General features: G+C 73.5%; 18 protein-coding genes and 3 tRNA genes. 13 read left to right on the forward strand and 8 right to left on the reverse strand.

Features of this window, described 5'->3' with window-relative positions:
* Positions 1-24: 24 nt before the first annotated feature.
* From OG553_RS21545 to OG553_RS21565, 5 genes are all read left to right on the forward strand, one after another.
* Complete coding sequence (locus OG553_RS21545; protein ID WP_405980552.1) at positions 25-1,107, forward strand: 2-aminoethylphosphonate ABC transporter substrate-binding protein; 1,083 nt, start codon at positions 25-27, stop codon at positions 1,105-1,107.
* 165 nt (positions 1,108-1,272) lie between these two features.
* Positions 1,273-2,886, forward strand: a complete 1,614-nt coding sequence (locus tag OG553_RS21550; protein WP_405980553.1) for an alkaline phosphatase family protein — start codon at positions 1,273-1,275, stop codon at positions 2,884-2,886.
* A gap of 107 nt (positions 2,887-2,993) precedes the next feature.
* The gene (locus OG553_RS21555; RefSeq protein WP_405980554.1) at positions 2,994-3,773 is read left to right on the forward strand and encodes an HAD-IIA family hydrolase; all 780 of its coding nucleotides are present in this window, start codon (positions 2,994-2,996) and stop codon (positions 3,771-3,773) included.
* Positions 3,774-3,876: 103 nt separating this feature from the next.
* Entirely contained in the window at positions 3,877-4,476 is a 600-nt protein-coding gene (locus OG553_RS21560; RefSeq protein WP_405980555.1) for a hypothetical protein, read from the forward strand.
* Positions 4,473-5,150 (forward strand): class F sortase, encoded by a 678-nt coding sequence (locus OG553_RS21565; protein WP_405980556.1) that lies wholly within the window; start codon positions 4,473-4,475, stop codon positions 5,148-5,150. Before OG553_RS21560 ends, OG553_RS21565 begins: the two co-directional genes overlap by 4 nt.
* Positions 5,151-5,232: 82 nt before the next feature.
* On the opposite strand, the gene OG553_RS21570 is transcribed toward OG553_RS21565, so the two are convergent.
* A tRNA-Lys gene (locus OG553_RS21570) sits at positions 5,233-5,306 on the reverse strand.
* A gap of 227 nt (positions 5,307-5,533) precedes the next feature.
* On the opposite strand from OG553_RS21570, the gene OG553_RS21575 reads away from it, so the two are divergent.
* The 5 genes from OG553_RS21575 to OG553_RS21595 all read left to right on the forward strand — a co-directional run bounded on the left by OG553_RS21575 (position 5,534) and on the right by OG553_RS21595 (position 11,946).
* The gene (locus tag OG553_RS21575) at positions 5,534-6,985 is read left to right on the forward strand and encodes a peptidoglycan-binding protein (protein ID WP_405983100.1); all 1,452 of its coding nucleotides are present in this window, start codon (positions 5,534-5,536) and stop codon (positions 6,983-6,985) included.
* Positions 6,986-7,850: 865 nt separating this feature from the next.
* Positions 7,851-9,179, forward strand: a complete 1,329-nt coding sequence (locus tag OG553_RS21580) for an SPFH domain-containing protein (RefSeq protein WP_405980557.1) — start codon at positions 7,851-7,853, stop codon at positions 9,177-9,179.
* A gap of 223 nt (positions 9,180-9,402) precedes the next feature.
* Positions 9,403-10,059 carry a lytic polysaccharide monooxygenase gene (locus OG553_RS21585; RefSeq protein ID WP_405980558.1) on the forward strand — a complete coding sequence of 219 codons (657 nt, stop codon included), beginning with the start codon at positions 9,403-9,405 and terminating at the stop codon, positions 10,057-10,059.
* A gap of 26 nt (positions 10,060-10,085) precedes the next feature.
* A complete protein-coding gene (locus OG553_RS21590) occupies positions 10,086-11,795 on the forward strand; it encodes an AMP-binding protein (RefSeq protein ID WP_405980559.1) in 1,710 nt (569 codons plus the stop codon).
* A gap of 77 nt (positions 11,796-11,872) precedes the next feature.
* A tRNA-Lys gene (locus OG553_RS21595) sits at positions 11,873-11,946 on the forward strand.
* A gap of 111 nt (positions 11,947-12,057) precedes the next feature.
* Here OG553_RS21595 and OG553_RS21600 read toward each other — a convergent pair.
* Positions 12,058-12,816 (reverse strand): IclR family transcriptional regulator, encoded by a 759-nt coding sequence (locus tag OG553_RS21600; protein ID WP_405980560.1) that lies wholly within the window; start codon positions 12,814-12,816, stop codon positions 12,058-12,060.
* A 263-nt stretch (positions 12,817-13,079) separates the two neighbouring features.
* Here OG553_RS21600 and OG553_RS21605 point away from each other — a divergent pair, with 263 nt between their 5' ends.
* Together OG553_RS21605 and OG553_RS21610 are read left to right on the forward strand one after the other, a co-directional pair.
* Positions 13,080-14,231, forward strand: a complete 1,152-nt coding sequence (locus OG553_RS21605; protein WP_405983101.1) for an LLM class flavin-dependent oxidoreductase — start codon at positions 13,080-13,082, stop codon at positions 14,229-14,231.
* A 266-nt stretch (positions 14,232-14,497) separates the two neighbouring features.
* On the forward strand, positions 14,498-16,204 hold the full coding sequence (locus OG553_RS21610; RefSeq protein WP_405980561.1) for a glycosyl hydrolase family 18 protein: 1,707 nt from the start codon (positions 14,498-14,500) through the stop codon (positions 16,202-16,204).
* Between the two features lie 69 nt (positions 16,205-16,273).
* On the opposite strand, the gene OG553_RS21615 is transcribed toward OG553_RS21610, so the two are convergent.
* The 3 genes from OG553_RS21615 to OG553_RS21625 all read right to left on the reverse strand — a co-directional run bounded on the left by OG553_RS21615 (position 16,274) and on the right by OG553_RS21625 (position 21,100).
* A complete protein-coding gene (locus tag OG553_RS21615; protein ID WP_405980562.1) occupies positions 16,274-18,718 on the reverse strand; it encodes a caspase domain-containing protein in 2,445 nt (814 codons plus the stop codon).
* Positions 18,715-19,149 (reverse strand): hypothetical protein, encoded by a 435-nt coding sequence (locus OG553_RS21620; RefSeq protein WP_405980563.1) that lies wholly within the window; start codon positions 19,147-19,149, stop codon positions 18,715-18,717. The genes OG553_RS21615 and OG553_RS21620 overlap by 4 nt, the downstream gene beginning before the upstream one ends.
* A 118-nt stretch (positions 19,150-19,267) precedes the next feature.
* On the reverse strand, positions 19,268-21,100 hold the full coding sequence (locus OG553_RS21625; protein WP_405980564.1) for a putative bifunctional diguanylate cyclase/phosphodiesterase: 1,833 nt from the start codon (positions 21,098-21,100) through the stop codon (positions 19,268-19,270).
* Positions 21,101-21,511: 411 nt separating this feature from the next.
* On the opposite strand from OG553_RS21625, the gene OG553_RS21630 reads away from it, so the two are divergent.
* A complete protein-coding gene (locus OG553_RS21630; protein ID WP_405980565.1) occupies positions 21,512-22,711 on the forward strand; it encodes a M6 family metalloprotease domain-containing protein in 1,200 nt (399 codons plus the stop codon).
* Between the two features lie 70 nt (positions 22,712-22,781).
* On the opposite strand, the gene OG553_RS21635 is transcribed toward OG553_RS21630, so the two are convergent.
* The 3 genes from OG553_RS21635 to OG553_RS21645 all read right to left on the reverse strand — a co-directional run bounded on the left by OG553_RS21635 (position 22,782) and on the right by OG553_RS21645 (position 24,097).
* Positions 22,782-22,855: transfer RNA gene (locus tag OG553_RS21635), tRNA-Lys, on the reverse strand.
* Entirely contained in the window at positions 22,846-23,439 is a 594-nt protein-coding gene (locus tag OG553_RS21640; RefSeq protein WP_405980566.1) for a bifunctional DNA primase/polymerase, read from the reverse strand. The genes OG553_RS21635 and OG553_RS21640 overlap by 10 nt, the downstream gene beginning before the upstream one ends.
* Before the next feature lie 310 nt (positions 23,440-23,749).
* Positions 23,750-24,097 (reverse strand): hypothetical protein, encoded by a 348-nt coding sequence (locus tag OG553_RS21645; protein ID WP_362461827.1) that lies wholly within the window; start codon positions 24,095-24,097, stop codon positions 23,750-23,752.
* Positions 24,098-24,099 lie beyond the last annotated feature (2 nt).

Here is a 24,099-nt window from a genome sequence, read left to right on the forward strand (position 1 = left end):
TCCCTTTCCCCGTAAGGAAGTTCCATGACCGGCAAGCTCGGACTCCGTACCGCCGCCGCCCTCACCGGCGGCCTCGCCCTCACCGCCTCCCTCACCGCCTGCGGCGGCTCCACCACGGCCGCCGACGCCAAGGACGGCGGCGGCGAGAAGGTCGTCACCGTCTACAGCGCCGACGGCCTCAAGAGCGACAAGGGCGACGGCTGGTACGACAAGGTCTTCGCCGAGTTCGCCAAGAAGACCGGCATCGAGGTCAAGTACGTGGAGGGCGGCTCCGGCGAGATGGTCCAGCGCGCCGTCCGCGAGAAGACCAACACCCAGGCCGACGTGCTGATCACGCTGCCGCCCTTCATCCAGCAGGCCGACGGCAAGGGCCTGCTCCAGGCGTACGCCCCGCAGGGCTCCGACAAGGTCAACGGGGCCGACAAGGACGCCGGCGGCAAGTGGACCTCCGTCGTCAACAACTACTTCGGCTTCGTCTACAACAAGAAGGAGCTCGGCCAGGCCCCCAGGACCTGGGAGGAGCTGCTCGACGCCAAGTACAAGGGCAAGCTCCAGTACTCCACCCCCGGCGTCGCGGGCGACGGCACGGCCGTCCTCATCAAGTCGATGCACGACTTCGGCGGCAAGGAACCGGCGATGGAGTACCTCAAGAAGCTCCAGGCCAACAACGTCGGCCCGTCCTCCTCCACCAGCAAGCTCGCCCCGAAGACCGACAAGGGCGAGCTGCTCGTCGCCAACGGCGACGTCCAGATGAACTTCGCCCAGTCCAAGTCCATGCCCAACCTCGGCATCTGGTTCCCCGCCAAGGACGGCGCCAAGCCCACCACCTTCGCCCTGCCCTACGCCGCGGGCCTGGTGGCCAAGGCCCCGCACGCCGAGAACGGTAAGAAGCTCCTCGACTTCATGCTCGGCGAGGAGGCGCAGAAGCAGGTCAGCGAGATCGGCGGCGGCTTCCCGGCGCGCTCCGACGTCAAGCCGACCGACGCCAACGCCATCGAACTCACCAGGCTGATGACCGGAGTCGAGGTCTTCCAGCCGGACTGGGCCGACATCGACAAGAACCTCACCGCCCACGTCGACGCGTGGAAGTCCGCGACCGGCAGCTGAGCCTTAACCCCACGGCCATCCACGGCCGCAATAGTCACCAGTGCATAACGGGTCTGGACCGAAGGCCGCTCCCTCCGGTCCGGACCCGCCGCACGTCCGCGTGCACGCATCCCGCAGGTTCCCGCTCGATCCGCCGCGCCTTCCCCAACGCTCCTGGAGGAGCACGTGTCCACTGTCCCGTCCGGACGCACCCTCGCCGTGGCCGCCACCGCCACGGCCCTGCTCGCCACCACCCTCGGCCTCGGCGCCACGGCCTCCGCCGCCCCCAACCCCACCGACCCCGCCAGGGCGGCGGCCGAGGCCGCGGCCAAGGCGGCCGCCTCCGTTCCGGCGCCCGCCCAGGCCCCCGCCGCCGCGCAGGCGGGGAGCACCGACAAGGTGCTCGTCATCGGTCTCGACGGCGTCGTCCTCGACCGCGTCAAGGCCGCCAACGCCCCGAACCTCAACGGCCTGATGGCCGAAGGCCTCACCGCCCGCAGCACCCTGTACGCGAACCCGATGGCCGCCACCTCCTCCGGCCCCGGCTGGTCCACCATCGCCACCGGCGTCTGGCCCGACAAGCACGGCGTGAAGGACAACTCCTTCACCGGCAAGAACTACGGCGCCCACCCCGACTTCCTGACCCGCGCCGAGAACGCCAAGCCGTCCCTGAACACCTACGCGGCCGCGGACTGGGAGCCCATCACCTCCACCGACCAGAACGGCCCGATCTTCTCCGCCAAGGTCGACAAGCGGCTCTCCCTCAAGGGCGACCGCGACGGCTACGGCAACGAGGACCCGAAGATCGCCGCCGCGGCCGCCGCCGAACTGCGCGACCAGAACCCGGACGCCGCCTTCGTCTACCTCGGCCAGGTCGACTCCGCGGGCCACTCCTACGGCGCCGCCGGCCAGCAGTACCTCGACGCCATCGGCCGCGTCGACACCCTGGTCGGCCAGCTCCTCACCGCCGTCAAGGCCCGACCCGCGTACGCCCAGGAGAACTGGAAGATCCTGGTCACCACCGACCACGGCCACACCGACGGCGGCGGCCACGGCGGCTCCACCATCCAGGAGCGCGGCACCTTCGTCATCGCCAAGGGCGCCGGCATCCCGGCCGGCTCCGTACGCGAGGACGTACGCCTCGTCGACGTCGCCGCGACCGCCCTCGCCCAGGTCGGCGTGACCGCGCCCGCCCTGGACGGCGTACCGCTGGGCAGCCCCGACAGCGACCCCTTCGACACCCTGCGCCCGAACCTCCAGGCCCGCGTGGACGAGACCGGGATCCCCGCCGCCGCCAAGGGCTTCACGCACACCCCGCCCGCCGGCTGGTCGGTCGACAACTCGAAGATGGGCACCGGCGGCGTCACCGAATGGGCCGGCTGGGCCTTCGCCACCGACGAGTTCTGGAGCCAGGCGCAGCGCGACCAGTGGCGCGAGCTGAACGTCCGCTCCCGTGACGTGTTCGCCGTCGCCGACTCCGACGAGTGGGACGACAAGGCCCACACCGGTACCTTCGACTCCACCCTGATCACCCCCAAGTGGGCGGTCACCGGCGGCACCACGCGCACCCTGGACTTCCAGACGCACTACCGCCACGAGGCCGGCCAGACCGCCCAGGTCCTCGTCTCGTACGACGGCAGCGCCCCGACGGTGGTCAAGTCGTACACCGCCGACGCCGTCGCGAAGACCGAGTCCCTCCAGCTCCAGGTCCCGGCGGGCGCCACCGAAGTCCAGGTCCGCTTCCGCTACAGCGGCAGCAACAACTGGTACTGGACCGTCGACAACGTGAGGCTCGGCTAGTCCGTCCGGGCCGTGGACGCCCCCGGCGTCCGCGGCCCCCGCCCGCTAGGGTGGTGGTACAGACCACAGACCCACAGGTCAGCGGCCACCAGAGCGGAGAGAAGTCAGTGGCGGAGCGCAAGCCGATCGAATCCTGGCTCACCGACATGGACGGGGTCCTCATCCACGAGGGCACCCCGATCCCCGGCGCGGACGCCTTCATCAAGCGGCTCCGCGAGTCCGGCAAGCCCTTCCTGGTGCTGACCAACAACTCCATCTACACCCCGCGCGACCTCCAGGCCCGGCTGAGCCGGATGGGCCTGGACGTGCCCGTCGAGAACATCTGGACCTCGGCGCTCGCCACCGCGAAGTTCCTCGACGACCAGCGTCCGGGCGGCACCGCGTACGTCATCGGCGAGGCGGGCCTGACCACCGCCCTGCACGACATCGGCTACGTCCTGACCGACCACGAGCCCGACTACGTGGTCCTCGGCGAGACGCGGACCTACTCGTTCGAGGCCATGACCAAGGCCGTCCGGCTGATCAACGGCGGCGCCCGCTTCATCTGCACCAACCCCGACGAGACCGGCCCCTCCACCGAGGGCCCGCTCCCGGCGACGGGCGCGGTCGCCGCGCTGATCACCAAGGCGACCGGCAAGAAGCCGTACTTCGCGGGCAAGCCCAATCCGCTGATGATGCGTACGGGCCTCAACGCCATCGGCGCCCACTCCGAGACAAGCGCGATGATCGGCGACCGGATGGACACCGACGTGCTGGCCGGTCTGGAGGCGGGCATGCAGACCTTCCTCGTGCTGACCGGTCTGACCACGGCCCGGGACACCGAGAAGTTCCCCTACCGGCCCACCAAGACCGTCGACTCCATCGCCGATCTGGTCGACCTCGTCTAGCCGCGCGTTAGCGCGTACGGCTGACACGTACGGGCCAAGAGAGCGCCGCTCCGGATGCGGAGCGGCGCGCCGCGCGTGAATCTCCTTGTTGAGGAGGTTCACCATGCGCTGTTCTCTGATCGCTCTCCGTGTCGCAGGGGCCGCCGTCGCCCTGACGGCGTTCACCGCCGTGACCGCCCCCGCCGCCCTCGCGAACGAGTGGGACCGCGGCGGCGTCTCGGCGGAACCGAACCCGGCTGACCCGGGGACCCACGTCAAGATCCGCGTCCGGGGCTGTGACGGTGACTGGGGGGTGGCCCGTTCGCCGGTCTTCGTGTCGGACGCCCGGCTCTCCTCGGGCCGCGGCGACGGCCGGACCCTCCACGGCGAGGCGAAGATCCGCCCGCACGCCGACCCGGGCTGGCACGAGATCCGGATCAAGTGCGAGGGCGCCGACGGCCTGCGCGGCTCCATCGAGATCCGCCGCGACCACCACCGCCCCGACCCGCACCGCTCGCCGGTCTGGCCGGTCCACGCGGGCGGCGGCGCGATGTCCGCCGAGGTCGCCGAGACGACCCGGCTGGCGGCGGCCGCGAAGAAGAGCCACGGCGGCGATGGCCCCGGGCTGCCCCACACCGTGATCGGCGCCGTCCTCGCCGCCGCGGCCACCCTGGCGGTCGCAGGCCGGGCCATCACCCTGCGCCGCCGCCGCAACGGCGGATGAGCGAGCCCAGGGCCTCCGCGGGCGGCCGGCTGCTGACCTTCGCCGCCTGGGCGGTGCTGGTGACGGGCCTGTGGCTGTGGGGCAAGGAGATCACCGGGGTGCCGCCCGCCCCGTCCGCCGCGCAGGCCGGCGGGCAGCCGGGGGCGGTCCTCCCGGCGGCGCGGGCCCCGCTGTCCGGGGCGATGCCCGCGCGGGTCGACGTACCGGACCTGGGGGTCCGGGCGCCGGTGATCGCGCGCGGCCTGGACGCGCAGGGGGCGATCGATCCGCCGCCGTACGAGCTCCCGGGCACGGTGGGCTGGTGGGGCGCGGGTCCGGCGCCGGGCGCGGCGGGCGCCGCGCTGATGGTGGGGCACGTGGACACGAAGTCCAAGCCGGCCGTGTTCTACGGCCTGAGCTCGCTCAAGCCGGGCCAGAAGATCCGCGTGGCGCGGGCGGACGCGACGGTCGCCGAGTTCACCGTGGAGGACGTACGCGTCTACGAGCGCGCGGGCTTCGACCCGCACGAGGCGTACGGGCCCCGGGTGGAGGGCCGGGCCGAGCTGCGGCTCGTGACCTGCGGCGGGAACTACGACAAGGCGGCCGGGCAGTACTCGGCGAACGTGGTGGTCTCCGCCTACCTGACGGGCGCGGGGCCGGGCGCGGGGGCGGGTGCCGCCGCGACGGCGGTCTAGGCCGTTCGGGCCGTCCGGGCCGTTCGGGCCGGAAACGAAGAAGTCCCCCGCAGCTTTCGCTGCGGGGGACTTCTTCCGTCTGTGCGCCGCCAGGGACTCGAACCCCGGACCCGCTGATTAAGAGTCAGCTGCTCTAACCAACTGAGCTAGCGGCGCCTGCTGACAGGTAAAACTCTACCCCACCTGCCACGGTGCTCGTGACCAGCCGCGCCCGCGCTGTCCGATTAACCCATGTTTGGGGGGTTTATCGTGCACGATATGTCTGGTCGAGCCGAATCTGATGCCCCGACAGATGCGTGCCCGGCCGACCAGTGGACGAGCAGGGGAGTGGACGGAACCGCATGAGGACGCAGCCCCCGGTGCATGTGCAGATGCCGACGCCGATGACGATGCCGGTCTTCGAGGAGTACGAGCCCGCCGGCGACTGCGTGTGCCTCGGGTGCGCGCAGCGGCGCCGCGCCCTCGCGCGCGGGCGGGCCATAGCGCTCCGGGACGGCGGGCACCCGGCCGCGCGCGGGGCCCGCCGGGCGCTGGTACTGGCGACCGCGGCCGGCGTGGTGCTGGGCGGCGGCGGGTCGGCGGCGCTGGCCGCGGCCGGGCCGGTGCCGGGCCCGGGGCCGGTGGCACTGGACGAGCGGAACGGTTCGGGCGGGCGGAACGGTTCGGACGGGCGGAACGGTTCGGACGGGCCGGGCACCCCGCAGGGCGAACGGGCCCCGCTGCACGGACGCCCGGCCCCGGCCACGGGGCCGCGTCCGCCGTCCTCGGCGGCGGGCCGGCCGGGCGCGCCGCCCGCGGTGCGGGCCATCGACCGGGCCACGATCATCAACCGGGCGAAGATCTGGCTGGACGCCCAGGTCCCCTACAGCATGTCCGAGTACTGGTCGGACGGCTACCGGCAGGACTGCTCGGGGTACGTCTCCATGGTCTGGAACCTCGGGACGAACGAGTGGACCGGCAGCCTCGACACCTTCGCCACGAAGATCACGAAGGAGGAGCTGCTGCCGGGGGACATGCTGCTCTTCCACAACCCGGCGGACCCCAACAACGGCTCGCACGTCGTCATCTTCGGCGGCTGGGCCGACGAGACGCGCACGCACTACCTCGCGTACGAGCAGACCCGCCCGTACACGCGGAAGCTGGCCACGCCGTACGGGTACTGGAAGAACTCGGACAAGTACGTCCCGTACCGGTACAACGGCGTGACCACCGGGGTCCTCCCGGACGTGCCGGTGCCGGGCGCCCCGGCGGCGGGCACGGCGGTCTTCCCCGGCGCGGCGAAGTTCGGGCCGGGCGCGGACAACGAGCACGTCACCGAGCTGGCGAAGATGCTGATCGGGCGGGGTGCCCTGCGGTTCTACCCCAAGGGTCCGAGCCCGAAGTGGAGCGACGCCGACCGGCAGGCGACGCAGGCCTTCCAGCAGGCGCAGGGCTGGACGGGCGCCGACGCGGACGGCATCCCCGGCGAGCACACCTGGCGGCTGCTGGTCCAGCGGCAGGGCAAGGACATCCCGCCGACGGGGCGGACGACGACGGGACCGGGCGCGACGAAGCCGCCCGTGAAACCGCCGACGGCCCTGCCGGGCTCCGCCGGGGTGCCCGCCTATCCCGGGCTGCGGGTCTTCCGCCCGGGGCAGTCCGACCCTGCCGTACTCGCCCTCGGCCGCCGGCTGGTGCTGAAGGGCTTCGGCAAGTACTACACGTCCGGCCCGGGCCTCCGCTGGAGCGAGGCCGACCGCCGCAACGTCGAGGCCTTCCAGCGCGCCCAGGGCTGGCGCGGCGCCTCGGCCGACGGCTACCCGGGCCCGGAAACCTGGCGCCGGCTGTTCGCATGACGGAGGCAACGATGTACCCCACCCACACCACCTTCACCACGGGCACCTGCCGCATCCCCGCCTTCCCGCCTGCGGCGACGCTTCCGGAACCGGTCGCGGTGTACCGGGGCGCGTGGGCCCCGGCCCCCACCGCCCCGCACCCGGCCGACGCGGGCCCCGCCGGCCCCGCGGCCCCGCATCCCGCTGCCCGGCCCGGGCCCCAGACCCCGACCCCGGCCACCGGCGCGGCGCACCCGGCACCGGCCCCCAACACCCCGGCGGCGCACCCGACCCCGACCGTGGCCGCCCGCGCGGCGCACCCGGCACCGGAACCGACGCCCTGGGCGGGCGAGCCCGCCAGGCCGTCGCCGGTCCAGGCCGCCGCGGGCCCGGTACGGCCGGCCCCGCACCCGGCCGACCCCGCGCCACAGGGGCACCCGGCCCCCAACGCCCGCGCGGCGCACCCGGCACCGGAACCGACGCCCTGGGCGGGCGAGCCCGCCGTCCCGGCCCCGGTAGCCCCCGCCGCACCGGCCCGGATGCCGCAGCCCGCCCCCGCCGGGCACCCGGCCGACCCGGTGGGCCCGGAGCCCGCAGCCCGGGCCGCGCACCCCGTGCAGGCGGCGCCCCCCGCGCCCGGCCCGGCGCCGGAGCCCGCTCCCGCCGCCGCGCACTCCGCTGACCCGGAGCCGGGTGCCCGGGCCGCGCACCCCGCGCCCGGCCCGCAGCCGCTGACCGGCGCGGCCCCGGCTCAGCCGTTCGGGGTCACCCGGTTCGGGTCGGGGGTCGCCGCCGCCCAGCCGGTCCGACCGGAGCCGGCGGCCGCCGCCGTCTGCGCCCCGGCCCCCGCGCTGCCGGGCGGGCCGACGCCGCCCCGGAGCCGGCCGTGCCCGTGCCGGCCCCCGCCCGGGTGCCGGCCCCGGAGGCCGTCGCCCGGGAGCCGGAGCCGGAGCCCGCCCGGCCGGGGCCCGCCGCCCCCGAGCCGGAGCCCGTCCGGGGGCAGGCCGGGGACGGCCCCGCGGCCGGGATCCCGCATCCCACCCCCGAGCCCCCGTCCGGCGTGCCCGGACCCGGGCCCGCGGAGATCGCCGCGCGGGCCGTCGCGCGCGGGATGCGCACCGGGGACCCCGGCCCGCGCGACGGCCTCCCGCGCCCCCCGCGCGGCAGCGGCACCGGCAGCGGCACCGGCACCGCCGTCACGGAGGTCCCCCCGCACATCCCGTTCCGCCCCCAGCGGCAGGCCCCCGCCATCCCGGCCGCCGCCCCCGCCGCCGCCCGCGCCCCGAAGAAGCCCCCCGCCGGCCGCCGCGTCCCCCGGGGCGACGACCGGCTCCGGGAGCACCGCGGGCCCGTGCTGCCCGGCTGGACCGCGGTAGCGGTCGGCGGCCTCGCCCTCCTCGGCTGCGCGGCCGTGCTGTGGCGGGCCGGGGTGGTCCCCGCCACCGTGGTCGCCGCCTTCGGTGCCACACCCCGCGCCTACCAGGGGCTGCGCGCCGCGCACTGGCCCCCGCTCGCCTTCCTCGGCATCGTCACCCTCCTCGCGCTCGGCGGCCTCGGCCGGGCCAAGGCGGGCCACGCCTGGGTGCTCACCCTCTTCGGCCGCTACCGCGGCACGGTCCGGCGTACCGGCCTGACCTGGATCAGCCCCCTCCTGCTGCGCCGGCGGGTCGACGTACGGCTGCGCCACTGGCGCAGCGAGCCGATGGCCGCCGTGGACTCCGGCGGGCTCGCCCTCCAGGTGGTCGTGCAGGTCGTCTGGCAGGTCAAGGACACGGCCCGGGCCACCCTCGCCGTCGAGGACCACATCGACTACCTGGCCGAGCAGGTCGAGTCGGCGATGGCCCGGGTGCTGTCCCAGCTGCCCGCCGACGCCTTCCACGAGGACGCCCCGACCCTGCGCGACGCCGAGGCCGTCGGCGACGCGCTGACCCGGATGGTGGCGGCCGAAACCGAGGCGGTGGGCATCGAGGTGTTCTCCGCCCAGCCCACCCGCATCGAGTACGCCCCGGAGGTCGCGGACGCCATGCGCCGCCGCCGGGTGGCCGCGATCGACGCCAAGCACCGGGACACCGTGCTGACCTCGGTGGTCGACGCCGTGGACGACACGGTCCACCGGCTGACCTCGCGCGGGATCGTGGAGCTGGACGACTACGAGCGCAAGGCCCTGGTGAAGGACCTCACCGTCGCCTTCTACACCGGGCGGTCCGACCAGTAGCAGGAGTCACGGGGGTTCCGCGCGCGGACGGGTGGCCGGTAATGACCGGACCACCCGTTTTCGCATTGGTATAGACATGGCCAACTCCCGTCAATACTGTGGGACTTGGTCTAGACCTAGTACCGACTGACCGCACGGAGCCGTCACCTCACCGATCCGCCAGGGTCGATCCCCACGCGCGCGCACCTCCCCGCCGGAATCCCCCCCACGCCCAAGGAGCACCATGCGTTCCTTCCGCATGCCCTCATGGTCCTCGCGCCCCACGCGCCCCTCCCGCACCTCGCGCCCCGTGCGCGTCGGCGCGGCCGCGACGGTCGGCCTCGGCATCCTCGCCGGTGCCGCCCTGTTCGGCGCCCCCAACGCCAGCGGCCACGGCTACACCGACACCCCCATCAGCCGCCAGAAGCTCTGTGCCAACAGGACGGTCTCCGACTGCGGCCCCATCCAGTGGGAGCCGCAGAGCGTCGAGGGCTACAAGGGCTTCCCCGCCGCCGGCCCCGCCGACGGCAAGATATGCGCGGGCGGCCACGCCGAGTTCGCCCAGCTCGACGACCCCCGCGGCGGCAACTGGCCCGCGACCCGCGTGAACTCCGGCCAGCCCTTCGACTTCCGCTGGCAGTTCACCGCCAACCACTCCACCACCGACTTCAAGTACTACGTCACCAAGAACGGCTGGGACCCGGCCAAGCCCCTCACCCGCGCCTCCCTCGACCCGCAGCCCTTCCTCGTGGTCCCCTACAACGGCGGCCGCCCGGACATGACCACCATCCACCGCGGCTCCATGCCGGCCGGCAAGACGGGACGGCACATGATCCTGGCCGTCTGGACCGTCAACGACACCCCGATGGCCTTCTACGCCTGCTCCGACGTTCAGTTCTGACGGAACGTCAGCTAACCTCCGGCGGCATGCGGAACACGACAGCACCCGATGCCGCCGAGACCGTCGCGGAACTCGTCGCGCGCCAGTGGGGCGACCACCGCCCGGGGCTGATGTACGGGGCCGGTGCGGCCGACAGCGCCGGACCCGTCGTCCTCAGCCGCCACCGGACCGCCCAGGAGGCGGCCGCCCGCGCCGCGCTCCTCGCCGACCTGCTGCCGGTCGGTGCGGAACCGCACGTGGGGGTGCTGCTCGACAACACCCCCGAGTTCCCCTTCTGGCTCGGCGCGGCGGCCCTCGCGGGGGCCGCCGTCGCCGGGATCAACCCCACCCGGCGCGGCCCCGAGCTGGCCCGCGACATCCTGCACACCGACTGCCGGATCCTGGTCACCGAGCCCGCCCACCTCCCGCTGCTGCGCGGCCTCGACCTGCCCGGCGTACGCCTCCTGGTGACCGGCACCGAGGAGTACGCCGCCCTGCTCGCCCCCTACGCCGCCGCGGAGCCCGGCGCGGCCCGCGTACGGCCCGGCGGCCCGGCACCGGACACCCGGCTGCTGCTCTACTTCACCTCCGGCTCCACCGACGCCCCCAAGGCCGCCGTCTGCAGCCAGGGCCGCCTCGCCGCCGCCGGAGGATCGCTCGCCCGGCACTTCTCGGTCACCGCGGACGACGTGCACTACATCTGCATGCCGCTCTTCCACGGCAACGCCGTGATCGCCGACTGGCTGCCCGCCCTCTGCGCCGGCGCCCCGGTCGTGCTGCGCCGCCGGTTCTCGGCCTCCGCGTTCCTGGGCGACGTACGGGCCTACGGGGCGACGTACTTCACCTACGTCGGCCGGGCCGTGCAGTACCTGCTGGCCACCGAGCCCCGCCCCGACGACCGCGAGCACCGGCTGCGCCTCGGCTTCGGCACCGAGGCGGGGGCGGTGGACGCGGCCCGCTTCGCCGACCGGTTCGGGGTCCGGCTGGTCGAGGGGTACGGGGCCACCGAGGGCGGCGCCTCCGTGCAGCGCGGCCCCGGCACCCCGGCGGGCGCGCTGGGCCGGGCCGCGCCCGGCGACGACCTGGCCGTCGTCGACCCGGAGACGGGCCGGGAGTGCCCGCCGGCCCTGCTGGACGCGCGGGGCCGGCTGCTCAACGGGGACGAGGCCATCGGCGAGCTCGTCAACCGGGGCCGCAGCCTCTTCGAGGGCTACTGGCGCAATCCCGCCGCCGAGGCGGCCCGCACCCGGGACGGCTGGTACTGGACCGGCGACCTCTTCTTCCGGGACCCCGAGGGCTTCCTCTACTTCGCGGGCCGCACCGACGACCGGCTGCGGGTCGACAGCGAGAACCTGGCCGCCGCGGTGATCGAGAACGTCCTCGCCCGCTGGGAGGCGGCGGCCGCCGTCGCCGTGTACGCGGTCCCGGACGAGGTCGCCGGCGACCAGGTGATGGCCGCCGTGGCCCTGCGGGAGGGCGCGGCCGCCTTCGACCCTGAGGGCTTCGCCGCCTTCCTGGCCGCGCAGCCGGACCTCGGTACGAAGATGGCCCCGCGCTACGTACGGGTCCTCGACGAGCTGCCCGTCACCGCCACCAGCAAGATCCACCGGGTGGCCCTGCGCCGGGCCGGCTTCCTCGGCCCCGGCCCGGTCTGGCACCGGACCGGCGGTGCCTACCGCCCGCTCGGCGCGGAGGACCTGGCCGCGCTGCTGTCCGCGTACGAGGCCCAGGGCCGCCGGGAGCTGCTGGAACGCTGAGGGGGCCCGCGGTCCGGTGCTCCGGATACCGGTTTGGAGCACCCTCGGGGAGCAGGTAGTATTTTCTCTGTCAGCAGGCGCCGCTAGCTCAGTTGGTTAGAGCAGCTGACTCTTAATCAGCGGGTCCGGGGTTCGAGTCCCTGGCGGCGCACCTGTCCTTCGGGCGGTTTCCGGTTCACCGGGAACCGCCCGAAGTGTTTTCCGGGTCTTTCCGCCAGGGTCCGAGCCTTCCCGCTCCGCTCCGGGCGCTTCCCCGGAGCCCTCAGAGCGTGAGCGACAGCAGCAGCGGTGCGGCCTTGCGGTTCAGGGCGTCGGCCGCGGCGCGCAGCCGGTGGGCGTGCTCGACGGGCATGGACAGGGCGAGACAGCCCACGGCGGCGCCGGCCGTGATCGGGACGGCCGCGCAGACGGTGCCGACCGCGTACTCCTGGAGGTCCAGGACGGGGACGGTGGCCGGCTGGGCGTCCAGCTTGGAGAAGAGGATCCGCTCGTTCACGATCGTCTTCGACGTCAGCCGGGCGATCTTGTGCCGGGACAGGTGGTCGCGCCGTCCGTTCAGGTCGAGCTGGGTGAGCAGGCACTTGCCGACCGCGCTGGCGTGGGCCGCCGAGCGGAAGTCGACCCACTCGTGCACCTTGGGCGTGCGCGGGCTGTCCGCGAACTGGGTGATGCGGACCTCGCCGTCGACGTAGCGGCTGATGTAGACGGCCGCGCCGACCGAGTCCCGCAGCTTGTCGAGGGTGTCCTGGAGCTTTTCCTGGAGGGCCTGCTGCCGGTCCGTGCCGGAGCCGAGCAGGACGAGGGAGTCCCCTATGGCGTAGGCGCCGTCGGAGACCTGGAGGACGTAGCCTTCGCGCCGCAGCATGAGGAGCATCGGGGCGAGATGGACCGCGGGCAGGCCGGTCTCACGCGCGATCTGCACGTCGGTCACACCGCCGGTGTGCCGCGAGATCGTTTCGAGTACGCGCAGGGCGTACTGCACCGAGTGGAACGGCGCGGTCGGCTCGGGCTTCAGCGCCACGGTTTCCCCCTACCAGGTTGTTACCGCTTGCTCTACCACGATAGCCACCAAGAGGCCTACGTGGAGCGTGTGTTGAGGAGATTGATGGCTTAATCAAGTCCCCCTGCCTGGGCCTACTCGAATGGCATATGCCACAGGCACGGGCGTGCCCCGGTCTGCCGGGAATGCCCGGCGAACACTTCCCGTTCGACTTCTTCGTACGAACGCCGTACGAGGCGTACGGGGCGCCGCGGGCGCACGAGCGGGACGGGACGGGAGCGACGATGAGCGACACCGGGGACGCAGGCCGACGCACGGCCGGGCAGCCGGAAGACGGCCCTGCGCAAGGAGGTCCGGACCCGGACCCGATCCGCGGGACGGCCCGCGGCGAGGCGCCCGTGCCGCTGTCGGTGCTCGACCTGGTCACCGTCGGCAGCGGGTCCACCGCCCACGAATCCCTGCGCACCAGCGTCAAGATCGCCCGGCAGGCCGAGTCCCGCGGCTACCACCGCCACTGGGTCGCCGAGCACCACTCCATGCCCGGGGTCGCCAGCTCCTCCCCGGCCGTGATCCTGGCCCACCTCGCCGCCTACACCTCCAGCCTCCGCCTCGGCTCGGGCGGGGTCATGCTGCCCAACCACGCCCCGCTGGCCGTGGCCGAGCAGTTCGGCACCCTGGAGGCCCTGGCCCCGGGCCGGATCGACCTCGGGCTCGGCCGGGCGCCGGGCACCGACCCCCGTACGGCGGCCGCGCTGCGCGGGCCCGGGCGGCTGGACGAGGCGGCGGACGAGTTCCCCCGGCGGCTCGCGGAGCTGACCCGCTTCCTCGACGACGACTTCCCCGACGGGCACCCGTACTCCCGCGTGCACGCCGTGCCCGGCCCGGTCCAGGGGCCGGCCGCCCGGCCGCCGCTCTGGCTGCTGGGCTCCTCCGGCTTCAGCGCCCGCCTCGCGGGGGAGCTGGGCCTGCCCTTCGCGTACGCCCACCACTTCTCCGCGGCCGGCACCCTGCCCGCGCTGGAGCTGTACCGCGAGAGCTTCCGGCCCTCGGCGGTGCTGGACGCCCCGTACGCCATGATCGGGGTCTCCGCGCTGGCCGCCGACACCGCGGCGGAGGCCCGCGCGCAGGTGCTCACCGGCGCGCTGTCGATGCTCCGGCTGCGCAGCGGGCGTCCCGGGCTGGTCCCGACGCCCGAGGAGGCGGCCGCGTACGACTTCTCCCCGCTGGAGCGGGAGTTCGTGGACGGCTGGCTCTCCAACGTGGTCCACGGCACCGGCGACGAGGTCCGCGCCGGGCTCGACGCCCTGGTGGCGCGGACGGGCGCGGACGAGCTGATGCTGACCGCCAACGCCCACGGAGGGAAGGCCCGCATCCGCTCCTACGGGCTCGTTGCCAATGCGTACGGGATGCCCGTCGAGCCCTTGACGGTGAAGTGAGCGGGGCTGGATCCGCGGAGAACGGCGTTTGGCTGGTTTGTTGCCGAAACCTTGCCGGAGCATGACCTAAGAGAGCCTTAAACCGCTCGTCACCCGGGGTGGCGGGCGGTTCTCGGTGTGCGCCCAGGGCTCTGACTAGGGCATTTGGCCGCCGAGTGGTCTAGTCCTTCTTTGGTCCAAACCATTGACTGGGGCGGCGGGTGATCGCTATCACTTCTCTCACCTACAGCTGATGCCCTCCCCTCCCACCCCCACGGAGGCAGTTCATGCACATCCGTAAACCCCTCGTCGCGGCCGCCGCCACGGCCGCGCTGGCAGCCGGAGCGCTGGCCACCTTCGCGGGACTCGGCACCGCCCAGGCCGCCGACGCCTCCACCACCGCCGCGGCCGGCGGCGTGCGGATCGCCTACTACGACCAGTGGAGCGTGTACGGCAACGCGTTCTACCCCAAGCACCTCGACACCCGGGGCGTAGCGGGGAAGCTGGACGTCATCAACTACTCGTTCGGCAACATCCACCCCACCGACCTCACCTGTTTCGAGGCCAACAAGGCGGCGGGCGACGACAACAACCCCAACGCCGGTGACGGCGCGGGCGACTCGTACGCCGACTACCAGAAGTCCTTCAGCGCGGCCGACAGCGTCAGCGGTGTCGCCGACAAGTGGGACCAGCCGATCGTGGGCGTCTTCAACCAGTTCAAGCAGCTGAAGGCCAAATACCCCCACCTGAAGATCAACATCTCGCTCGGCGGCTGGACGTACTCGAAGTACTTCAGCGACGCGGCCAAGACCGACGCCTCCCGCAAGAAGCTGGTCTCCTCCTGCATCGACCAGTACATCAAGGGCAACCTGCCCAAGGCCGACGGCTACGGCGGCCCCGGCACCGCGGCCGGCATCTTCGACGGCATCGACATCGACTGGGAGTACCCGGGCTCGTCCGGCGGCCACCTCGGCAACCACTACGCCCCCGAGGACAAGCAGAACTTCACCCTCCTGCTCAAGGAGTTCCGCGAGCAGCTCGACGCCTACGGCCAGGCCAACGGCGGCAAGAAGTACCTGCTGACCTCGGCCCTCCCGGCCGGCCAGGACAAGATCAAGTACATCGAGACGGACAAGATCGGCGCGTACCTCGACTACGCGAACATCATGACGTACGACATGCACGGCGCATGGGACGGCGACGGGCCGACGTACCACCAGTCCCCGCTGTACTCCGGCACCAACGACCCGACCGACCCGATCGCCCCGGGCACCCAGAAGTACAGCATCGACAACGCCATCGACTCCTGGATCGACGGCAACCCGGCCTACGGCATCACCGGCGGCTTCCCCGCCAACAAGCTGACCCTGGGCTACGAGTTCTACTACCGCGGCTGGAAGGGCGTCCCCGCCGGCGCGGCGGGCGGCCTCGCCCAGCCCGCGACCGGAGCCTCCGGCGCCCGGCCCACCAGCCAGCAGGCCGGCATCGCCAACTACAAGGAGCTCGGCGGGATCGTCGACAACCCGGCGACGACCTACTGGGACGACCAGGCCAAGGCCTCCTACTTCTACAAGGACGGCGAGTTCTTCACCGGCCTGAACCAGAAGTCGATCCAGGCCCGCGTCGACTACGGCAAGCAGCGCGGTCTGGCCGGCGCGATGATGTACTCCCTGCTCGGCCTGGACAACAACACCACGCTGCTGAACCAGATCTCGGACGCCCTCGGCGGGACCACCGTGCCGCCGACCACCCCGCCGACCACGCCTCCCACCACCCCGCCCACCACCCCGCCCACCACGCCGCCGACCACGCCGCCGACGACGCCCCCGACCGGCTGCGGCAACGTCCCGGCCTACGTCCCGGGCACCGTCTACACCGCCGGCAACGAGGTGTCGCACAACGGCCGCAAGTACAAGGCCCAGTGGTGGACGCAGAACGAGGTGCCCGGCACCACCGGTGAATGGGGTGTCTGGAAGGACCTCGGCGCCTGCTGATCTCCCCCCACCCCGCGCCGAGCGCCGAACCGCCCCGCCCCTCCTCCCGAGGGGCGGGGCGGTCCCGGTTCAGTGCGCGCCCAGGGGGCCGCGCGCGTGCGAAGGGCGTCCGGCGGCAGACGGTCTGTCGCGCCACAGGGCGGCCGCGGTCCAGAGCTGGAGGGCGCAGCCGAGGGTGAGGAGGTACTGGCCGAAGCCGGCCTGGCCCCCCAGCACCGTCCAGAAGAAGACCGTCGCCCACAAGGTCAGCAGGGCCAGGGCGCCGTAACACCAGATCAGCCCGGGTACCCGGGCGACCGCGTGGCCGCTCCAGGCGTGGACGGCGACCGCCACACTGGCGACCGCACTCACCAGGATGACGGCGCTCGCCACCTGGCGGCCACCCCTCCACTCCAGCAGCGTGATGAGCTGCCAGGCCGGCCCGCCCGAGCCCAGGGGGATCGGCAGCACCAGGGCCATGACCACGGCCGCGAAGGTGCACGGCTGCAGCGAGCGGGCCTCGGGGAGGGGCCCCGCTCCCTTGGCTCCCGTGCCGGCGGCGCGCAGGTTCAGCCTCAGCTGCTCGGCCCCCCACGCCTGGAGCAGGCTGCCCACGGCGAAGGCCGTGAAGCCCGGGCCGGCGTCGAAGTCGCTCCGCACGACGGAGGCGGTGATCCACACCAGCACCATCGCGAAGACCGACACCGCCGCGAGCGCGATGCAGCTCCGGACCAGTGCCGGCCGTCGCAGGGCGGGAGAGCCGAGCAGGACGAGGAAGGCGGCCGCGATGCACGCGACCAGGCTCAGGACCGCCAGCACGAGCATGATCGCGCCGACCCCTCCCAGCGGCCAGTACCAGTCCGCGGGGGACGCGAGCCACATCGGGTAGCCGCGCTTGTCGATCTTCTCGTAGAAGGGCAGCCACAGCGCCAGCACCATCGCGACGGCCGCGAGCGGGAAGGGCCACGGGCTGAGCGGGGAGGCCGCGGCCGCTCGCGCCCGGGCCGCCTTCCGCGCCGTCCACGACGTGCGCTGCCCGGACGTCACCGGCTCGGGTTCCGCCGGTGTCCGCCGCCGGGTCCCGTCCGGCGTCTCCTCGTGAGTCTTGTCATGCGTCCTGTCGTGCGTCTCGTCCTGGGCCTCGCCCTGTGTCTCCTCCGTCGTCTTCGGTACGGGGTTCCCGGTCCCCGCCCTGCTTCCCGGCCAGGCCATCGCCCAGGGCTTCGCCGTTCGCCCCTTCCCGGATTCCGCCGCGGTCCCGGTTCCGGGCTCCGTCGCGGGTCCCGCCGCCGTTCCGGTCGCCACCGTGATCGCCAGTTCGCCGGTCACGGTACGCAGCTCTACCTTCCCTTCGTGCCGTCCCGGCCCTTCCGGCTCCGGCACCAGCTCGATGCCGGTCTCCAGGTACCGGACCTTCAGCCACGGGTCCGTCCTGGCCTCCAACGTGGCGAGGACGATCGGCGGACCCGTCACCTTGACCACGGCCGCCTCGGCCGCCCCCACCTCCACCACCGGGGTCTCGACCCCGGGCGCGGCCAGCGCCAGGGCGCGCTCGGCACGCTCGGCCACCCTGCGGCTGTCGTCGGCGGCGAGCTCGGACAGTGCCGCGTGGGCGGCGAGCGCCACGCCCACGTCCGTGCCGCACAACAGCGTGCCCAGGTCCTCGACCGACCACAGTTTGCGCTCCCGGCTGTCGGAGTGGACGGCATCGGCGAGCGGGGCCGGGAGGTCCGTGGCGACGGCCCGCCGCCGGCCGGTGTGCGCGATGGTCAGGTCGCCCTGGGTGCCGAACAGCCACAGCTGCGGCGTCTGGTGCGGAGTCCGCTCGCGGATCCGCTCGTTGACGTAGTCCGCCAGCTCGGACATGCCCACCTCGCCGTCGTGGTCGAGGTCGGCCTCACCGGAGCGCAGGCCCTCCACCAGAGCACCCGTGAACAGTGACGGCCCGTCCCCGGCCCCCGCCTTGCCGTCGGTCACCGGCTGGTCGCCCTCGAAGGCGTACTCCAGGGCGCTGGAGGCGGTGAAGACCGCGCGCCCGCGCTTCCCGCCGGTGCGTTCCAGGTCCTGGAAGCTCTCCTGCACCTGGACCTCCGAGCCCGCCCGGGTGAGCATCCCCCGCTCGAACGCTCCCGCGTAGCAGCAGTCCAGGAGGAGGACCGCACGCTGGGCGCGGCTCTCCAGCATGAGGCTGCTCACGTACTCGGCCGGTATCGCGGTCGCGGCGAGCCGGGTCCGATAGGTGTCGGAGGCGGCGAGGAAGAGCTTGCCCGCGGCGTTCTTCACCCCGTGGCACGAGAAGTGCAGCAGCAGGGTGTCCTTGGTGGACCTGTCCGCGAAGAAGTCCTCCACCGCGAGGCGCAGTTGCTGGACGGTGGGGTCGCTCAGCACCTCCACGTCGAAGTCGCCGACGGACGTGTCGCCGAGCACCTCGGCGAGACCGGCCGCGTCCTTCAGCGGTGCCCGCAGCGCGCCCAGTCCCGCGTCCTCGTACGTGCTGGTCACCACGACCAGCGCATGCCTGCCCGGCGTGGTCATGACTCCTGCTCCTGCTTCTGCTCCTGCCCCGGCGCGCCGGTGTCCGGCTCGCAGACGCGTGCGATCCACAGGTCGGTCAGGCGTCGCTGCTCCTCGCTGCGGACACCGGTCAGCTCCAGTCGGTTCCCGTCGATCTCCAGGACGACGTGGCGTGGGGTACCGGTGCGTCCGAGCCACTCCTTGACGACGCCGACGAGGTTCGACAGCAGCGGCAGCGCGGGCGGCAGGCTCACCAGGAGGACGTTGAGCAGGTCCGTCGCGGCGCCGCGGGTACCGTCCGGGGCCGGGCCGCCGTCCGGATGCGCCACTCGTTCCACGTCCAGCAGGAGCAGGTCCTCGCGCAGGACGTCGACTTCCCGTGGCAGCGACTCCGTCTCGTCGTCTGCGCGGCCGTCTGCAGGTCCGACAGTGATCCGTACTTGTCTGGTCACGGCTGATCGCCCCGGATGGCTCCCGTTTCCGCCGGTCAGTGGCGCGGTACCCCCGTCTCCAGTGTGGCACCACCCCGCCCGGGGCGCACGGCTCGCCGGGCGCCCGCGCCCCGGACGCTCAGGTTCCCGGCGTGCCCGTGGCGAACCGGGCTCCCGGTGGTGGGGCGATCATCTCCGCGATCCGCTCCGGGGCCACCGCGCGGGAGTACAGCCAGCCCTGCCCGGTGTCGCAGCCGACCCGCCGCAGCCGGGCCGCCTGGCCGGCCGTCTCCACGCACTCGGCGGTGACGGTCAGGCCGAGCCGGTGCGCGAGCTGCACCAGGGCCTCCACGATGGTCTCGTCGGCCGGGTTCGGGTGGGTGCCCTCCTCGTAGCGGAAGCCGCGGACGAAGGAGCCGTCCAGCTTCAGCACCGAGACCGGGAGCCGGCTCAGGTAGGCCAGGTTCGAGTAGCCGGTCCCGAAGTCGTCGATGGCGATCCGCACGCCCATGTCGCTCAGCGCCTGGAGGGCCTGCAGGGGCCGGCCCGCCGAACCCATCACCGCGGACTCCGTCAGCTCCAGCTGGAGCAGCTGCGGCGCGAGACCCGTCTCGGCGAGGATCTCGGCCACGTCCCCCACCAGGTCCGAGTCCCACACCTGGCGCACCGCCACGTTCACCGAGACGAACACCGGCGAGTCGCTGGGCTGTTCGATCTGCCAGCGCCGCGCCTGCCGGCACGCCGTGCGCAGCACCCACTGGCCCAGCTGCACGATCGAGCCGTCCTCCTCGGCGATCCCGATGAACCGATTCGGCGTCAGCATGCCGAACTGGGGGTGGTTCCAGCGGACCAGGGCCTCCACCCCGCGCACCACCCCGCTCTCCAGGTCCACCAGCGGCTGGTACTCCAGCTCGAACTCCCCGCGCTCCACGGCCGGGCGCAGGCTGGAGGAGAGCGCCTGCCTCGTCATCCGGTGCGCGTTGCGCTCGGGGTCGAAGAGGGTCCAGCGGGCCTTGCCGTCCGCCTTCGCCCAGTACAGCGTGGTGTCCGCGGCCTGCATCAGCCCCGTCGCCGAGGTGCCGGCCGCGTCCCGCTCGACCACGCCGATCGAGGCGGACACCGACAGCCGCTGCCCGGCCAGGTCGAAGGGCTCCTGCACGGCGGCCAGCACGCTGCGCGCCAGGTCCGCGAGCTGGTCGGTGCCGGTGGAGTCCTCGACCAGCAGCGCGAACTCGTCGCCGCCGAGCCGGGCGACGAGGTGCCCGCCCGAGCGGCCGTACCCGGACTGGTCCGCGCACTGGGTGAGCCGGGCCGCGACGGCGGTCAGCAGCCGGTCGCCGACGCGGTGGCCCAGGGTGTCGTTGACCGCCTTGAAACCGTCGAGGTCCAGGTAGCACAGGCCGATCCGGCCGGTGCCGCCCGTGCCGTAGGCGGAGGCCTCCAGGGCGGCCGAGAGCCGCTCGAAGAACAGTGCCCGGTTGGGCAGCCGGGTCACCGGGTCGTGCATCTGGAGGTGACGCAGCCGGGCCTGGAGGTCGCGCCGGTCGCTGATGTCGGCGACGGACAGCAGGACGTCCCGGGTGCCGGTCACCGGGCCGAGGGTGACCTCGGTCCACAGCGAGTGCCCGTCGGGGTGCTTGAGGCGGCGGGTGCACCGCAGCCGGGCCTGCCGGCCGCGCAGCACCTCCTGGTAGGCCTGCCAGGTGCGGGCCTCCGCCGCCAGGTCCACCAGGTCGGCGGCGCACTGCCCGGCGAGGGCGTGCGGCTCGGCGCCCAGGAGGGCGGCGAGGGCGCGGTTGGCGGCGATCACCTCGCCGCTGCGGCCGACGACGGCCATGGCGAGGTGGGCCGCGTCGAAGGCGGCGCGGTAGTCGCGGGGTTCGGGCACTACAGGCACTGCAGGGTGACGCTCCGTAAGGGCCGGTCGGGTGCTCTCGGCCGCCGAACCGGTCTCCTCTGAGGTTCCGCTCACCGTTCGCTCCCGCTGTGTTCGTGAGTGTCCGCGCAGGAAAGTGTGCCGATCATAGAGGCTGCCGGGAGGCCCTATCCAGCGGCGTCGCCGTGCGGGGCCGGGTCCGTCGCTGTGCTGACGCCTTCGGGGGGAGCTGCTGACGGTGCGTCGGGCAATGGCCGGGCGACCGTTTGCGCACACCTGTGAACGCCTGGTGACGGCGACTGTCCTCACGTGATCGATCGTGACGTTCTGTAGCGTCCGGCGTTAACTCCGGGGGTCACCGGCTTGCCGCATCACTCACTCATGTGGGGCACCGGAACAGGACATTAGTCAGACAATCGCCTCAAGGTGGATGGGACGGGACGAATCCACCACCGGGAGGTCGACGTGCGGCGAGAGCAGACACCCGGGGGAGTGGACCGCTCCCGCATGCGAAGTACGGCGGCCGTGCTCACCTCCATGACGGCGCTCGCCGCCATGTCGCTCGTCGCGGGGCCGGCGGTGGCGGCCGACGCCGCCGTCGCGGGGCCCTGCGCGCTGACGCGGACGGCCGCCCACCACTCCCTCGGGGTGGACACCTGGAACGCCGCCTACCCCAAGCCCGAGCGCACGCTGAACGCCGTCATGGTCTTCCTCTCCTTCCCCGGCCACCGCGCCGCGGTGACGCCCCGGGAACTGACGGCCGACTACTTCCCGGCGACCAGCGACTTCTTCGAGCGGGCCTCCTACGGCCGGTTCCGGCTGGTCCCGCACCCGCAGGAGCGGTGGATCCGGATGCCCCGGCCGGCGACCGCGTACGGGATACAGCGCGACTGGGCCCCGGAGGACCGGGCGGCCTACCTGCGGGACGCGGTCGCGGCCGCCGACCCGCTGGTGGACTTCAGCCGGTACGACGTCGTCTACTTCGTCGCCGACCCGGGAGCCCCCGGCGTGGACTCCGACGCCACCAAGGTCGTCAACTTCGACCGCCCGATCGTGGCGGACGGCGCGGAGCTGCGGCGGATCGTGACCGTCTTCGAGCAGCACCCGCCCGACCGCAACGTCCTGGCGCACGAGACCGGGCACGTCTTCGACCTGCCCGACCTCTACCACCGCCCCACGGACGGCAAGGGCGACTGGGACACGTACGTCGGCGACTGGGACGTCATGGGCAGCCAGTTCGGGATGTCCCCGGACCTGTTCGCCTGGCACAAGTGGAAGCTGGGCTGGCTGGATTCCGCCCAGGTGGACTGCGTACGGTCCGGCACCTCGCTGCACACCCTCCAGCCGCTGTCGCAGACCCCGCCGCCTGGCGGCACGGGCGGCACCCGGCTCGCGGTGATCCGTACGGGCCCCGGCAGTGCGATCGCGGTCGAGGCACGGGGCTCCGCCGGCAACGACGGGGACACCTGCACGGAGGGCGTCCTGGTCTACCGGGTGCGCAACGAGGCGGCCTCGGGCGGCGGTCCGATCGAGGTGCTCGACGGCCACCCCCGCACGGAGGCCTGCTGGGACCGCTCGGTGTACCCGCCACTGGCGGACGCGCCGCTGGAGGTCGGCGAGACCTTCACGGTGCCGGGGGAGCGGATCACGATCGAGGTGGCGGACCGGACCCAGTCGGGCGCCTACACGGTGAAGATCACGACCTGATGTGAACGCGACTGTCCCGCGCGCACGAAGAAGGCCCCCGCTCCGAAGAGCGGGGGCCTTCTCCCGTCTGTGCGCCGCCAGGGACTCGAACCCCGGACCCGCTGATTAAGAGTCAGCTGCTCTAACCAACTGAGCTAGCGGCGCCTGCTGACGTCGTAGACATTAGCATCCGTTTCGGCCGAACCAAAAATCGATACCGGGCCGCGGGCCGCGTGCAGGAACGCCCAGAGCAGGGAGTCCGGCCCCGGCAGCCAGGGCAGCCGGGTGTCCGGGGCCACCAGCCACCGCGACGGCCCCGGGGCGGCGGCCAGCGGCGGCACGGTGACGGCGTCCCCGTGGCCGTGGCACAGCGGAGCCGGGGCGGCCGGACCCCACTCCTCCCAGGCGAGCAGCGCCGGGAGCCGCTGGGCGGTGCCGGGGGCGGCGAAGAGCAGCATCCGGCCGCGGTGGACGGCGGCCGGCCCCGAGCCCGGCCCCCGCTCCCAGAGCAGGTCGAGCATCCGGCGGCCGAGCACGAGCGGAACGTTGACGACGTCGAACGCGGTCCCGCAGGGCAGCGCGGCGGGCGAGGCGGGCCGCGCCTGCCAGGCGGCCAGGGTCTCCTGCGGGTGCGCCGAAGCGGAGGCCAGCCAGGCGGCGCCCTGCGGGGTGACCTGGGTGGCGGGCGCGGTGCGTGCGTCGGGGCCGTCGAGGGCGGGGCAGCCGGCGGCCGTCGTCAGGGTCGTCATATGCCAGATGTACCCGGTGTGACGCAGTCGTTTCGCGGAGTTACCGAAAACCGGGACGGCGCGAGGGGTCCTGGGGTATCTTGCGCCGCGCATATGCCACACGGCTCCGCCGGTTTCCCGGGGCCGCCCGGTCGAGCTCCGGCCGGCGGGGCCGCTCCCGGGATGGGTCGCTCCCGGGCTGGGCCGGTCCCGGTCGGGCCGGGACCGGTGCGGTCGCCGCCGGGGCCCGCCCCGTGCCCGGGTTCCGGTCGCCGGCGCCCCTGCCGTCCGGAGGGCCGGGCCCCGTTCCGGCCGCGCCCGGCCGGGGTGGCTAGACCGTGTCGGGGGTGGTGCCGCGCTGGAGGTCCTCGCCGAACTCGATCATCTTGCGGGCGTAGTCCTCGGTCCACTCCGCGATCGCCGCGATGGCCTCAGGCGGGAGCCGGTCGAACCGTCGCGGGTCCGCCAGCTGGGCCGCCGCCAGGGCCTGGAACTCCACCGCCCGGTCCTGCGCGGCCCGGAACGCCAGCGTCAGCTCGGTCGCCCGGGCCAGCAGCTCGCGCGGGTCCTCGATCGACTCCAGGTCGAAGAAGTGCTCGGGGTCCGTGGCGGCCTCCGAGGGCTCGAAGAGCAGCGGCGCAGGCCGCTGCCTCCGCTCGGTCCGCTCGGGCTCTGCCATGC

The sequence above is a fragment of the Streptomyces sp. NBC_00158 genome, from assembly GCF_045160885.1.
GTDB lineage: Bacteria > Actinomycetota > Actinomycetes > Streptomycetales > Streptomycetaceae > Streptomyces.